Source organism: Citrobacter sp. Cpo147 (genome assembly GCF_030332405.1).
Classification (GTDB): domain Bacteria; phylum Pseudomonadota; class Gammaproteobacteria; order Enterobacterales; family Enterobacteriaceae; genus Citrobacter; species Citrobacter portucalensis.
Genome location: NZ_JAOWHX010000029.1, coordinates 134,524 through 149,284, shown reverse-complemented (window position 1 = coordinate 149,284; position 14,761 = coordinate 134,524). Strand labels below are relative to the sequence as shown.

The window sequence follows — 14,761 nt, the reverse complement described above, 5'->3', positions numbered from 1 at the left end:
CCTCCAGCGTCAAAGCGCCTGGGTGAAAGTACGTGAAATAACATCCTGCTGCTGTTCGCGGGTCAGCGCGTTGAAGCGCACCGCATAGCCAGACACGCGGATCGTCAGGTTCGGATAGTTTTCCGGGTGCTCAATGGCATCCATCAACATTTCACGGTTCATAACGTTAACGTTCAGATGCTGACCACCTTCCACATGTGCTTCATGGTGGAAGTAACCGTCCAGCAGACCGACCAGGTTGGTTTTACGCACTCCATCCTCTTTGCCCAGCGCTGCCGGCACAATGGAGAAGGTGTACGAGATACCGTCTTTGGCATAGGTGAACGGCAGTTTGGCAACCGAGGTTAACGACGCTACCGCACCTTTGCGATCGCGGCCGTGCATCGGGTTCGCCCCTGGCGCAAACGGCGTACCTGCGCGACGTCCATCCGGCGTGTTACCGGTTTTCTGTCCGTACACCACGTTGGAGGTAATGGTCAGAATGGACTGCGTCGGCACCGCGTTACGGTAGGTTGGCAACACCTTAATTTTCTTCATAAAGCGTTCGACCAGGTCGCAGGCAATGCTGTCTACGCGCTCGTCGTTGTTACCGTATTGCGGATAGTCGCCTTCGATTTCGAAATCAACCGCCAGACCATTTTCATCGCGAATCGGTTTCACGCGAGCGTATTTGATAGCCGACAGAGAATCCGCCGCCACGGACAGACCCGCCATACCACAGGCCATCGTGCGATAGACATCACGATCGTGCAGCGCCATCAGCGAAGCTTCGTAGCTGTACTTGTCGTGCATATAGTGGATGATGTTCAGCGCGCTGATGTACTGCACCGCCAGCCAGTCCATAAAGTGGTCCAGGCTCTCCATCACCGTGTCGTAGTCCAACACGTCATCCATCAGCGGTGCCGTTTTCGGCCCGACCTGGATTTTCAGCTTCTCATCCACGCCGCCGTTGATTGCATACAGCAACGTTTTGGCGAGGTTGGCACGCGCCCCGAAGAACTGCATTTGCTTGCCGATAACCATCGGGCTGACGCAGCAGGCAATGGCATAGTCATCGCTGTCAAAGTCGGCACGCATCAAATCGTCGTTTTCATACTGCAAAGACGAAGTGATGATAGACACCTGGGCGGCGTACTTTTTGAAGGCAATCGGTAGCTGCTCAGACCAAAGCACCGTCAGGTTCGGCTCAGGTGCCGGGCCCATGGTGTGCAGCGTATGCAGATAGCGGAACGAGTTTTTCGTCACCAGCGTGCGGCCATCCAACCCCATACCGCCGATAACTTCGGTCGCCCAGATAGGGTCGCCTGAGAACAAGGTGTCGAATTCCGGCGTACGCAGGAAGCGCACCATACGGATCTTCATAATGAAGTGGTCGATCAGCTCCTGCGCCTGCTGCTCGTTTAAAATTCCCGCTTTGAAATCGCGCTCAATGTAGATGTCGAGGAACGATGCGGTACGGCCCAGCGACATAGCGCCACCGTTCTGAGATTTCACCGCAGCCAGGTAAGCAAAGTACACCCACTGCACCGCTTCCTGCGCATTACGCGCCGGACGGGAGATATCGCAGCCGTATTTCGCCGCCATTTCCTGCATTTGCAGCAGGGCGCGACGGTGTTCAGACAGCTCTTCGCGCAGACGAATCGTGGCTTCAAGATTCTGGCCCCACTCCAGGTTCGACTGGAGATCGGCAAACTGCAGTTCACGCTCACGAACCAGATAGCGGATACCGTACAGCGCGACGCGGCGATAGTCACCGATGATACGACCACGACCGTAACCATCCGGCAGGCCGGTCAGCACCCCGGATTTACGGCAGCGCAGCATATCCGGAGAGTAGGCGTCGAATACGCCCTGGTTATGGGTTTTACGCAGTTCAGTAAACTGGTATTCAAAATCAGCATCCATCTCACGACCATAAGCATCAAAAGAGCTTTTGATCATGTTGATGCCGCCAAAAGGATGCAGAGCGCGCTTGAGCGGCTTATCCGTTTGCAGACCGACGATTTTTTCCAGTTCTTGTTCAATATAACCCGCATCATGCGCGGTTATCGTGGTAGCAATATTGGTATCGAAATCAACCGGCGCGTGCGTCGAGTTTTCAATACGGATGCCCGCCATAACTTTTTCCCACAATGCAGTGGTCGCAGGCGTTGCTTCGGCGAGGAAAGATTCATCCCCTTCATAAGGCGTATAGTTGTGCTGAATAAAATCACGGACATTAATTTCTTCTTTCCAGTCCGTACCTTTAAAGCCATTCCAGGCCTCGGCATACAGCATATCGCTGGTATCGATATTTACCTTCATGAAAAATAATCTCTCTGCTGAAAATTAATTATGCAAATTCTACTGGTGTATTAATTTTGCCTAAGGCAATGGCATCACGTGCAATCATTTTCTCTTCATTTGTGGGAATTACCGCACAAATAACACGAGCATCTTTATTAGAGATAATTCTTTCGCCATGGGAATTTGGCAGGCTATTCATCTCGCTGTCGATATTCACACCTAAAACGGCAAGGTGTTCAATAACCAGACGACGAATTAATACCGAGTTCTCACCTATTCCACCGGTGAAAATAATCCCATCAAGACGATGCAGCGATGCGGCATGTCCGGCGATATGGCGTGAAATACGATGCACAAACGTTTTAATCGCCAGCTGCGCACGCTCATGTCCCTCGTGCCAGGCTTTTTCTAACGTACGTAAGTCAGAGGACAAACCGGAAATACCCAGTAAACCGGACTCTTTATTCACTACGCGCTCAAGGTCGCTCAGCGTCTGGTTGGTTTCGCTGGCAATCCACGCCATGGCGCCGAAATCGACGTCGCCGCTGCGTGTGCCCATCATCAGCCCTTCCAGCGGCGTCATGCCCATTGAGGTATCAACGCTCTGTCCATTACGTACCGCACAGATTGACGCGCCGTTGCCCAGGTGCGCCACAACCAGACCGGAGTCATCACTCTGCAGGTCGAGAAGCTCATGCGCTCGCTGAGAAACATAGCGATGCGACGTGCCGTGGAAGCCATAACGACGAACGCCCAACTCCTCAAAATATTTCCACGGTAAACCGTACAGATAGGCCTCAGGAGCCATCGTCTGGTGGAAGCTGGTATCAAATACCGCAACCTGCTGCACACCCGGGAAAAGGTGCTGAGCGGATTCGATCCCACTCAGGTTCGCATAATTATGTAGCGGTGCTAATGGTGATACCCGGCGAATATTATCGATAACTTCGTCAGTAATAATTGCTGATTCGGTAAAGATATTTCCGCCGTGGGCAATGCGGTGGCCAATTAAGGCCACGCTGTCCATTAAATTACGTTTCTCCAGTTCAACGGCAATTGCTTTTAATGCGTCTTCGTAGCTGTGGTGAGCCAGCTTAGCTGGCTCTCCTCCATTAATTGCTATGAACGCATTTTCAGAGTTAATACCGTCTGCAATTCCCGCCATTAAAACTTCACAGTTTGCTGCATCCAACACTGAGAATTTAATGGAAGACGAACCACAGTTAATAACCAGTACTACCGGAAACTCATTCATTTCACTACTCCGCTCATCCTGAGCTTAAGGATTAAAACAGTTTGTAGACGATGTTCAGGATGGTCAGCAGACCAATCACGGTAACAAACACGTTATCCAGACGGCCACGGTATTTCGCCAGTGATGGCGCTTTACGGATGGCATACATCGGCAGCAGGCAGAGCAGAGAGGCAATAATCGGCGCGCCCATTGCTTCAATCAGGTCCAGGATGTTCGGGTTGGCGTAAGCCACAACCCAGGTGGAGCCCATGATGAAGATCATGCTGATGGTATTAAGTTTGCCGGCAGAAACTTTCGTTTTATCGCCTTTATAACCAAACTTCAGCACCAGACCGTTCAGACCTTCCAGCGTGCCCAGATAGTGGCCGAAGAAAGATTTGAAGATAGCAACCAGGGCGATGATTGAAGCACCGTACTCCAGAACGGTCGCGAAGGTGGACTTCGTACCGGACAGTGAAGCGAAGTGGTTTGCCAGGTAAGACAGTACTGGAATGTTCTGTGCTTTCGCATCCGCCATGTTTGCCGGAGACAGCGTGAACAGGCAGCTAAAGGCGAAGAACATAACCACGGCAACCATCAGCATACTGGCGCGAGAGATGATTTTAGAACACTTCTGCTCGGTGAACTCGCGACCAAAATCTTTCTCATACTCTTCACGTTTGGAGACCACGAAGGAAGAAACAATCGGTGAGAAGTTGAAAGAGAACACCATGATGGAAATACCCAGCCACACGGTAACCAGGATACCGTCATGGCCGGTCAGTGCGATATTGCTGAGATCAACCTGATCGATAACCGCAGAGTTCCAGTATGGGATCAGGGACAGAGAAATAAGCACCAGGCTGGCAATGAACGGCCATACCAGGTAGCTCATCACTTTAACCATCAGATCTTTACCAAACCAGATGACGAATGCCATCAACAGCAGCAGGAAGAGTGCCACGAAGCCACGGTTTAACGCTGGCATCTGCAGCTGGTTTTCCCAGAAGGTCATAAAGGTGTTGGTAATGGTGACGCCATAAATCCACAGCAGCGGACAAATCGCAAAGAAGTAGAGGAACGTGATAACCACGCCACCCGTTTTACCAAAATGCTCTTCAACCGTTTCTGTGATGTTGCCGGAAGGGTTAGAACCGGAAAGACACAGGCGTGCCAGCGCACGGTGGCAATAGAAGGCGATGGGGTATGCTAGCACCAGCATGATCAGAATGGGGATCAGTCCGCCAAAACCTGCGCGGATAGGGAAGAACAGCACCCCAGCGCCGATGGCTGTACCAAATAAACCCAGTGTCCAGGTGGTGTCCGATTTGCGCCAGGACGACTGTTTTGTCTGGCTGGATACAATGCTATCAGTAGTACTCATATCCTATCCTCAACGAAGTATATTAAGCGTCAACTAAACCAGTAATTTGAGATACACGAGAAAGGTCGATATTACCGCCAGAAATAATGCTGACTGTTTTTCTGTTCTGGATATAGCTATCTAATTTCCCGCTTAATAATGCTGCGCATGCCAGCGCGCCGGCACCTTCAGTCACAACTTTATTTCGCTGAATTAATGCCACCATGCTGTTGCGAATTTCGTCTTCGCTGACCAGGACAATGTCATCCACCAACTCACGAACAATTTCATACGTTAAAGTACCCGGGCGGGAAACATCACAACCATCCGCCAGGGTGCCGGTCGTTCGGTGCGTGGTTATTTCTCCAGCGTGGAAAGAAGCCGCCATGCCGTGAACGTTTTCAGACTGCACGCCAATAATTTTAATGGTCGGGTTAATAGATTTAATTGCCACCGCAATACCAGCAATCAGTCCGCCACCGCCAATTGGCACAATCACGTTATCGACATCGTACAGATCTTCCAGAATTTCCAGACCAATAGTGCCCTGACCAGCAATAACTTTCGGGTCATCATAGGGTGGAATAAAGATACGGCCTTCAGTTTCCACAATCTCGCTAACCTTAGCGATGGTGTCGTTGAAGTTGTCGCCGTGCAGTACAACTTCTGCAGAATAATCGCAGGTTGCCGCTACTTTAGACTTCGGTGCGCCTTTCGGCATCACCACTTTGCCGTCGATTCCGAGCATAGCGCAGGAGAGAGAAACGCCTTGCGCATGGTTACCTGCAGAGCAAGCCACCACGCCCTTACATCTTTCAGCTTCGGTTAATGAACTGAGCTTGTTAAAAGCACCACGGATTTTAAATGAACCGGTACGCTGCATGTTTTCAAATTTGAGGAAAATTTCCCCTTTGCAACGTTCACTAAAATAGTTAGAGCGAGGCATTCCCGTTTTATAAATTTTCCCCGCAAGTCTTTTTTTCGCTTCGAGGATATCTTCAATTGCAACTGGGAGATCGTATGTAATGTGCATTAGAACCTCTTACCTGGGTATTAAAGTAAATAGATAGCCGTGACCATTGTCAGATATAGACAGATGGCGTTTATTTCGTGTTAAAAAAAATTCAATTTTTAATCAATTTCAATTAATTGCCTTCGTCTCCGACAATTATATGATGAATACTCTTTGGCTAATTCCACCAAAATAGATGCTGCTTTTTTAATTCGATAATTTTTCGACCACACGGCGGCATAACGCGCGACGGGTAAAGTTTCTTCTACCGGGATAGTAATAAACTGGTTTGAGCCAAACGGTGTGGTCATATCGCAGGGAATTACTGTTAAGAAATCAGCATTGAGAACAAGATTATAAATCGTAACGACAGAGTCTGTTTTAACGATGTTTTCACTGCTGATGCCATTATTCTGTAACGTGGTAAGAAGTTCGCTGTAGTACCCCATATTCGTTTGTGGCAACACCCACTGTTCGTTTTTCAACGCGCTCAGCGAGGTGATGCCGGTGCATGTTCGGGACTTGCTGGCAACCAGGATAAAGTCTGACTCAAAGAGCGGCTCAACGTGCAGATCATACAGTTTCATCTCATCACTCAGCGTACCGATGGCGAAATCCAGACGTCCGTCACGAATCGCCGGTAAGAAGGAGGAGAGCTGAGCTTCATACATAGAAACCTGCGCCTTCGGGAACACTTCTTTGAATTTCTTAATCATGCCGGACATGATGGTGAAGGCAATCAGTGAAGGAAAGCCAAACGACACATCAACGACCGCGTTGCTCGTCATGCTGTTCATCTCATCAACCATGTTTTTCATTTCACGGGTAATAGATTCAGACCATGAGAGCATCACCTGACCTGCCTGAGTCAATGTCACACCAGTATTTTTACGTACTACCAACTCAATACCAAAATAAGCCTCAACATCATTGATGATTTTACTGACAGCGGGTTGAGTTAAACCTAATTCTTTTGCAGCTGAGCCGATAGAACCGCTTCTAATGACTTCCTGAAAGACCACTAAGTGCTGTGTTTTAGGGAGTGTAATAGTATTCATATCGACCTGCGTTAATTACTTTGTTGACGGCAGGAAGTGTACCAAATTAAGCGAACAAGGATATGTGCTACCCCTCACAAATCCCCTTGACTTACATTTTGTAAGACTATCGTTAAAATTTAAATCACTTAATAATCATATAGATATGAATTATCGATCTCGCTTTATCCTGACTTTAATCAAAAAAAGATGGGGGGATAACGATTTTTTATGGCTATAACACCTCCATTTTTTCCACTATTTTTTAAAACCATGAAAGGCTATATTTCAATCAATTACAGAACAATTATCAGGCAAGATGGCGCTTAAATTTAATAAACAACTTATCAAATTTAATTATATTTTAATGATTATGGTGATTAAATAACGTTATGCATCACATTTTTTCGCCATACTTGTTTATAAAGAAACATTACATTTATTAAAATTCAATCTAAAAAATACAAACAATTATCATATGCAACATTATATTAACACTGATTTTGTGCAATTTATTAGCAAGTAATTTTGTGATGGAGATCGATTGCGTTCGATTATTCTCGATAAAAACGTATCGCGCAGCGTTTTGTGTTGGTCGTCACAAAATTAGAAATATCCACCGACACATTCCCCTCAGATAAAAGAAATTCGGTGCATAAATAATAGGGATATAAAAATTAGATAAGAAGGAAATAAGCGCCTGCATCCTCGAAAACCAATCTCAATGCTCGCTGTAAAACCTCTGCCGGATGGCGGTGTAAACACCTTATCCGGCCTACAAAACCAGTCTCTCCCCCAGTAGGCCTGATAAGCACAGCGCCATCAGGCATGGCAACCGCCCAGAAAGCAAAAACCTCACCGAAGTGAGGTTTTATAAAGAGTGAAGCTGACCGATAAGCCGCGTTCTTTTGAGCATAGCGTCGTGGACAGTCATTCATCTGGCTTACCCTGAAAGCAAAAACCCCGCCGAAGCGGGGTTTTATAAAGAGTGAAGCTGAACGATAAGCCGCGTTCTTTTGAGCATAGCGTCGTGGACAGTCATTCATCTGGCTTACCCTGAAAGCAAAAACCCCGCCGAAGCGGGGTTTTATAAAGAGTGAAGCTGACCGATAAGCCGGGTTCTGTCGTGGACAGTCATTCATCTAGGCCAGCAATCGCTCACTGGCTCAAGCAGCCTACCCGGGTTCAGTACGGGCCGTACCTTGTGAACCCCTATTTGGCCTTGCTCCGGGTGGAGTTTACCGTGCCACGGACTGTTACCAGCCGCGCGGTGCGCTCTTACCGCACCCTTTCACCCTTACCTGATCCCACTTGCGTGGGCCATCGGCGGTTTGCTCTCTGTTGCACTGGTCGTGGGTTTCCCCCCCAGGCGTTACCTGGCACCCTGCCCTATGGAGCCCGGACTTTCCTCCCCTCCGCCCGTCTCCCCCGAAGAGGACGACGACGAAGCGGCGACTGTCTGGTCAGCTTCGGCGCGCAGTATAGAGGGTTTGCGGGGCAATGTCACCCCGCACTGCGCATTCCTATCGCTAACGTGGCAGCGATGTTTCTTGAGGCGCGATAAATATTATCAAATGCCCCACGGAAGGCCTCTTCCAGCGTGCTGATGCTGGTCAATACGCTAAACACCGCATCGATACCATATTGATGCACTACCTCCACATCGCGCGTCAGGCTACCACCAATACCAATAACCGGTTTGTGGTACTTCTTCGCGACATTTGCCACGCCTACCGGCACTTTGCCGTGAATGCTCTGGCTGTCGATCCGCCCTTCGCCGGTCACCACCAGCGTACAGTCGTGAATATGCTCTTCCAGATTGAGCGCCTGGGTCACAATCTCGATACCGCTGCGCAGCTCGGCGCCTAAAAAAGCCATTAACGCCGCGCCCATTCCGCCTGCCGCACCGGAGCCTGGCACATCTTTCACATCGACCCGCAGCGATTTTTTAATGATGTCGGCATAATGAGACAGATTACGGTCCAGTTCGAGAATGCGTTCTTCCGTCGCCCCTTTCTGCGGGCCAAAAATGCGCGAAGCGCCAGAATCGCCGATGAGAGGATTAGTCACATCGCAGGCCACGCGAATGGAACAGGTTTTTAAGCGCGGATCCAGACCCGAGATATCGATGGAGTTCAGACTCATCAGGCTTCCACCACCGTAGCCAATCTCTGTCCCGTTGGCGTCGCAAAGTTTTGCCCCCAGTGCCTGCACCATACCCGCGCCACCGTCGTTGGTCGCACTGCCGCCGATGCCAATAATGATGCTCTGCGCACCGCTATCCAGCGCCTGCAAAATCAGCTCTCCGGTACCGCGTGACGTAGTGACTAAAGGGTTGCGCTTTTCAGGAGGCACCAACGCCAGACCGCTGGCTGCCGCCATTTCGATAAACGCGGTTTTACCATCTCCAGACATGCCCCAGCAGGCATTCACTTTTTCGCCCAGCGGCCCCGTTACTTGCGCTGAATGTTCACTCCCTTGCGTCGCGGCAATCATGGCTTCGACCGTTCCTTCGCCGCCATCGGCAACCGGAACAGAAACATATTGCGCATCGGGGAAAATTTCCCGAAATCCTTTTTCTATTGCCTGAGCTACCTCGGTGGCAGAAAGGCTTTCTTTATAAGAGTCTGGGGCAATTACGATTTTCATAGTTATGTAGCCTGACAGTGCCGCGCAAGGCAAGAAATACAGGGCGCGCATCCGCGCCCTTCTTGTTAGCGAGTGACTTCCACTTTCGCCAGTTTTTCGTAGTAGCATGCGAGCGCACTGTGATCGGCTGTACCCAATCCATCTGCACGTAGCGCCTGCATCATCTCCATGACTGCAGCAGTCAGCGGCAACTGAGCGCCAACGCCATGAGAGGTATCCAGCGCGTTCGCCAGGTCTTTGATATGCAGGTCAATACGGAAACCTGGTTTAAAGTTGCGATCCATCACCATCGGCGCTTTCGCATCCAGCACGGTGCTGCCTGCCAGCCCGCCACGGATCGCCTGATACACCAGGTCAGGATTCACACCCGCTTTGGTCGCCAGCGTCAGCGCTTCAGACATCGCGGCAATGTTCAGCGCCACAATCACCTGATTCGCCAGCTTGGTGACATTACCCGCGCCAATTTCACCGGTATGCACCACGGAGCCTGCCATCGCTTTCAGCAGATCGTAGTACTTGTCGAAAATCGCTTTATCACCGCCGACCATCACCGACAACGTGCCGTCAATCGCTTTTGGCTCGCCGCCGCTGACCGGCGCATCCAGCATATCCACGCCTTTCGCTTTCAGCGCATCGCTAATTTCACGGCTGGCTAACGGCGCGATGGAGCTCATGTCGATAAGCACTGTGCCCGGTTTCGCCCCTTCAATAATGCCGCCTTCACCCAGTGCCACTTCCTTAACATGCGGAGAGTTCGGCAGCATGGTGATGATCACATCACACTGCTCAGCGATATCTTTCGCCGTGGCGGCGGTTTCAGCGCCTGCGGCAATTACTTCCGCAATGGATTCCGGGTTACGGTCAGCAACCACCAGCGAGTAACCTGCCTTGAGGAGGTTTTTACTCATTGGTTTACCCATAATACCGAGGCCAATAAAACCAACTTTCATTGTCATGTCTTTATCTCTCTCTACTGTCGATGGTGGTTATTTCTTAAAAGAATCAGCCAGTTTCTGCGTGGCTGAACGGAACACGCCAAGGTCGCTGCCAACGGCAACAAACGTCGCGCCCCACTCCAGATAACGACGCGCATCCGCCTCTACCGGGGCCAGAATGCCGCTTGGTTTGCCGTGTGCTTTCGCGCGGGCAAAAATGTGCTGGATAGCTTTCTGCACATCAGGATGTGACGCATTGCCGAGGTGGCCTAGCGCCGCGGCCAGATCGCTTGGTCCGACGAAGACACCGTCAACGCCTTCTGTCGCCGCGATTGCGTCAACGTTATCAACGCCCTGCTGACTTTCGATCTGCACGATGATGGTGATGTTCTTATTCGACTGCGCAAAGTAGTCCGGTACGGTGCCAAACATATTGGCGCGATGGGATACGGACACGCCACGAATACCTTCCGGCGGATAGCGGGTCGACGCCACAGCGTTAACCGCTTCTTCTTCCGTCTCAACGAACGGGATCAGGAAGTTGTAAAACCCGATATCCAGCAGGCGCTTGATAATCACTGGCTCGTTGGTTGGTACACGCACTACCGCCGCGCTGTCGCTGCCTTTCAGCGCCATTAATTGCGGAATAAACGTCGAGATATCATTCGGCGCATGTTCGCCATCCAGTACCAGCCAGTCAAAACCTGCCAGACCTAAAACTTCGGTACTGATTGGGCTGGCCAATGCAGACCAGCAGCCAATCTGAATTTGTTGCGCCGCGAGGGCCGCTTTAAACTTATTCGGGAAAATCGTGTTATTCATCGCCTATACCTTTGTTTATTTCTGCAATTCCATACGTTTAATGTCACCGACAATAAACAGGTAGCAAACCATTGCCATCAGCGCCGAGCACCCTACAAACATCAGCGCAGCATTAAATGAGTGCAGCTCGCTCACCAGATACCCAATCACCAGCGGGGTGACGATGGAAGCCACGTTGCCAAATACGTTAAATACCCCACCGCACAGACCGACAATCTCTTTCGGCGCGGTATCGGAAATCACCGGCCAACCCAGCGCGCCGAAACCTTTACCGAAGAAAGCCAGCGCCATCAGCGCCACCACAAGAGCGGTATTATCGGTGTAGTTACACAGAATAATGGTCGATGCGAGCAACATGCCGAGCACTATCGGCAGCTTACGCGCCAGGGTAATGCTGAAACCACGTTTAATCAGATAATCAGAGAACACGCCGCCGAGCACGCCACCGAAAAACCCGCACAGTGCCGGAATCGAAGCCACCATGCCCACTTTCAGGATCGACATACCTTTTTCCTGAACCAGGTAAATCGGGAACCAGGTGAGAAAAAACCAGGTAATTGTGTTGATAAAATACTGGCCAAAGAACACACCAAGCATCATACGGTTCGTGAGCAACTGCTTGATATAATGCAGTTTAGGACCACCTGACTTCACATCGCCCGGCTTTTTATGGTCCATATCCACGACCGCGCCGTTTTCAGAGATAAACTTCAACTCTTCTTGCGACATGCGCGGGTGATCGGTTGGGTTATGAATAAACTTTACCCACAGTCCGGTAAGCACAAAACCAATCACGCCCATTACGGTAAAGACGTGCTCCCAGCCCCAGGCGAAGGTCAGCCAGCCCAGCAGCGGGGAAAACAGCGCCAGGGAGAAATACTGTGCAGAGTTAAAAATCGCAGATGCCGTACCGCGCTCTTTCGTTGGGAACCAGGCCGCCACGATACGGGCATTAGCCGGGAAGGATGGCGCTTCCGAGAAGCCCAGCATAAAGCGCATGATGAACATTGAAATACCCGCCCAGGCCAGCGGGAACATGTCCACAAAGCCCTGCAGGAAGGTAAACAGTGACCAGAAGAACAAACTGTAGGTGTAGACTTTCTTAGAGCCGAATTTATCCAGCAGCCAGCCGCCGGGGATTTGCATCAACAGGTAAGCCCAGCCGAAGGCGGAGAAAATGTAACCCATTGAGATGGCGCTGAGATGTAACTCTTTCGCCACTTCAGTTCCGGCAATAGACAGCGTCGCACGGTCCGCATAGTTAACGGCTGTAACAATAAATATTATCAGCAATATTAAATAACGGGTGTGCGTACCTTTCTTTTTCTCGACAACTGTATCCAATATCATTCTATTTACCTCGGGCACATAAAAGGTTTTTATTATTATTTTGTGGGTATTTCTCGTGATAAATTACCGATAATAGAAATAGATAATAATTTATCAGGCGTTATGAAACCGTGATTTAGTATAATCATCAACACAACGTTAATCATTGTTCAAACGCTCATTAAACTAGCGTTATTTAATTAATGTTTTGGGCATATGCACACATGCCTGGGCGCTAATGCACACATTTACGTATTGCTACCCTCGGCGACGCGGCCTTGCTGAGTTTAAGTGATCATCATCACATTCTTCACGTTAAACTCCTGACATTCTTATTTCACGATACCGAATCTTTATTACTTACAATTAGATTCAAAATATAAATATCCACACTATTATCACCACCTTGTTGGAGAATACTGGACAATGGCCGACATCGAAATCAGACAAGAATCGCCAACGGCGTTTTATATTAAAGTTCACGAAACAGATAATGTGGCGATAATTGTCAATGACAATGGTCTGAAAGCCGGAACGCGTTTTCCGGACGGACTGGAACTCATTGAACATATTCCCCAGGGTCATAAAGTGGCGCTATTGGATATTCCTGTTCATGGCGAAATCGTGCGCTATGGCGAAGTGATAGGCTATGCCGTTCGCCATATCCCACGTGGCAGCTGGATTGATGAATCAATGGTTGAGCTGCCCAAAGCCCCGCCGCTGGAGACGCTGCCGCTGGCAACTAAAGTGCCAGAGCCGCTGCCGCCTCTTGAGGGTTATACCTTTGAAGGTTACCGCAATGCTGACGGTAGCGTCGGCACCAAAAATCTACTCGGCATTTCCACCAGTGTGCACTGCGTGGCGGGTGTGGTGGATTATGTGGTGAAAATCATTGAGCGCGATCTGCTGCCTAAATACCCGAACGTTGACGGCGTGGTGGGGCTCAATCATCTGTACGGCTGCGGCGTGGCGATCAATGCTCCAGCCGCCATCGTGCCGATTCGTACCATTCACAATATTGCGCTAAATCCGAACTTTGGCGGTGAAGTGATGGTCATCGGCCTCGGTTGCGAAAAACTGCAGCCTGAGCGGCTGCTGGAAGGCACGCACGATGTGAAAAGTATTCCGGTCGACAGCGCCAGCGTCGTCAGCCTACAGGATGAAAAGCACGTCGGCTTTCAATCAATGGTCACCGATATTCTGCAAGTGGCCGAACATCATCTGGCAAAGCTCAATCAGCGCCAACGTGAAACTTGCCCGGCTTCAGAACTGGTGGTCGGCATGCAGTGCGGCGGTAGCGATGCGTTTTCCGGCGTGACGGCCAACCCGGCGGTGGGTTATGCCTCCGACCTGTTAGTACGCTGCGGCGCGACCGTAATGTTCTCTGAAGTAACAGAAGTGCGCGATGCCATCCACCTTCTGACCCCACGTGCGATTAACGAAGAAGTCGGTAAACGCCTGCTCGAAGAGATGGCCTGGTACGATAACTACCTTGATATGGGCAAAACGGATCGCAGTGCCAACCCTTCTCCGGGCAACAAGAAAGGCGGTCTGGCAAACGTGGTGGAAAAGGCGCTAGGTTCGATTGCCAAGTCTGGCAAGAGCGCGATTGTCGAAGTATTGTCGCCGGGTCAGCGTCCAACCAAACGTGGCCTGATTTACGCTGCAACCCCCGCCAGTGATTTTGTTTGCGGTACACAGCAGGTCGCTTCCGGGATCACCGTGCAGGTGTTCACCACTGGTCGCGGTACGCCGTATGGCCTGATGGCCGTGCCGGTGATTAAAATGGCGACACGCACCGAGCTGGCCAACCGTTGGTTTGACCTGATGGACATTAACGCAGGTACCATCGCCACCGGAGAAGAAACCATTGAAGATGTGGGTCTGAAACTGTTCGAATTTATTCTCGACGTCGCCAGCGGGCGTAAGAAAACCTTCTCGGACCAGTGGGGACTGCATAACCAGCTGGCGGTGTTTAACCCGGCGCCAGTGACCTGATTATCTACCGTATTTTCTTAATGAGCATGCCTTCGGGCATGCTTTTTTTTCGCCGCAACCTTTCGTAAACCTCCCATTTCTTTCGAAACTTTCATT

Annotated in this window: 11 protein-coding genes and 1 other RNA gene; 1 reads left to right on the top strand and 11 read right to left on the bottom strand. The window is 50.3% G+C overall.

What is annotated here, in order from left to right; all coding sequences use genetic code 11:
* Positions 1 to 9: 9 nt before the first annotated feature.
* The 11 genes from pflB to garP form a co-directional block, all read right to left on the bottom strand.
* Positions 10 to 2,304: a formate C-acetyltransferase gene (pflB, locus tag OGY06_RS01725; RefSeq protein ID WP_043017750.1), complete on the bottom strand. Its 2,295-nt coding sequence runs from the start codon at positions 2,302 to 2,304 to the stop codon at positions 10 to 12.
* A 28-nt stretch (positions 2,305 to 2,332) separates the two neighbouring features.
* Positions 2,333 to 3,541 carry a propionate kinase gene (gene tdcD / locus OGY06_RS01720; protein WP_003828589.1) on the bottom strand — a complete coding sequence of 403 codons (1,209 nt, stop codon included), beginning with the start codon at positions 3,539 to 3,541 and terminating at the stop codon, positions 2,333 to 2,335.
* 31 nt (positions 3,542 to 3,572) lie between these two features.
* On the bottom strand, positions 3,573 to 4,904 hold the full coding sequence (tdcC, locus tag OGY06_RS01715; RefSeq protein ID WP_003828591.1) for a threonine/serine transporter TdcC: 1,332 nt from the start codon (positions 4,902 to 4,904) through the stop codon (positions 3,573 to 3,575).
* A 22-nt stretch (positions 4,905 to 4,926) separates the two neighbouring features.
* Positions 4,927 to 5,916, bottom strand: a complete 990-nt coding sequence (tdcB, locus tag OGY06_RS01710) for a bifunctional threonine ammonia-lyase/L-serine ammonia-lyase TdcB (protein ID WP_003828594.1) — start codon at positions 5,914 to 5,916, stop codon at positions 4,927 to 4,929.
* A gap of 98 nt (positions 5,917 to 6,014) precedes the next feature.
* A complete protein-coding gene (gene tdcA / locus OGY06_RS01705) occupies positions 6,015 to 6,953 on the bottom strand; it encodes a transcriptional regulator TdcA (RefSeq protein ID WP_126956990.1) in 939 nt (312 codons plus the stop codon).
* A 656-nt stretch (positions 6,954 to 7,609) separates the two neighbouring features.
* Positions 7,610 to 7,978: a hypothetical protein gene (locus OGY06_RS01700; protein WP_206160146.1), complete on the bottom strand. Its 369-nt coding sequence runs from the start codon at positions 7,976 to 7,978 to the stop codon at positions 7,610 to 7,612.
* A gap of 48 nt (positions 7,979 to 8,026) precedes the next feature.
* An RNA gene (gene rnpB, locus OGY06_RS01695) (RNase P RNA component class A) lies at positions 8,027 to 8,403 on the bottom strand.
* A gap of 32 nt (positions 8,404 to 8,435) precedes the next feature.
* Positions 8,436 to 9,581: a glycerate 2-kinase gene (gene garK, locus OGY06_RS01690; protein WP_032934186.1), complete on the bottom strand. Its 1,146-nt coding sequence runs from the start codon at positions 9,579 to 9,581 to the stop codon at positions 8,436 to 8,438.
* A gap of 65 nt (positions 9,582 to 9,646) precedes the next feature.
* Entirely contained in the window at positions 9,647 to 10,537 is an 891-nt protein-coding gene (gene garR, locus OGY06_RS01685) for a 2-hydroxy-3-oxopropionate reductase (RefSeq protein WP_003828600.1), read from the bottom strand.
* 30 nt (positions 10,538 to 10,567) lie between these two features.
* On the bottom strand, positions 10,568 to 11,338 hold the full coding sequence (garL, locus tag OGY06_RS01680) for a 2-dehydro-3-deoxyglucarate aldolase (RefSeq protein ID WP_008785889.1): 771 nt from the start codon (positions 11,336 to 11,338) through the stop codon (positions 10,568 to 10,570).
* A 15-nt stretch (positions 11,339 to 11,353) separates the two neighbouring features.
* Positions 11,354 to 12,688, bottom strand: coding sequence for a galactarate/glucarate/glycerate transporter GarP (gene garP, locus OGY06_RS01675; RefSeq protein WP_003828604.1), 1,335 nt, complete (start codon positions 12,686 to 12,688; stop codon positions 11,354 to 11,356).
* Positions 12,689 to 13,093: 405 nt separating this feature from the next.
* On the opposite strand from garP, the gene garD reads away from it, so the two are divergent.
* On the top strand, positions 13,094 to 14,665 hold the full coding sequence (gene garD / locus OGY06_RS01670) for a galactarate dehydratase (protein WP_126317350.1): 1,572 nt from the start codon (positions 13,094 to 13,096) through the stop codon (positions 14,663 to 14,665).
* Positions 14,666 to 14,761: the final 96 nt, after the last annotated feature.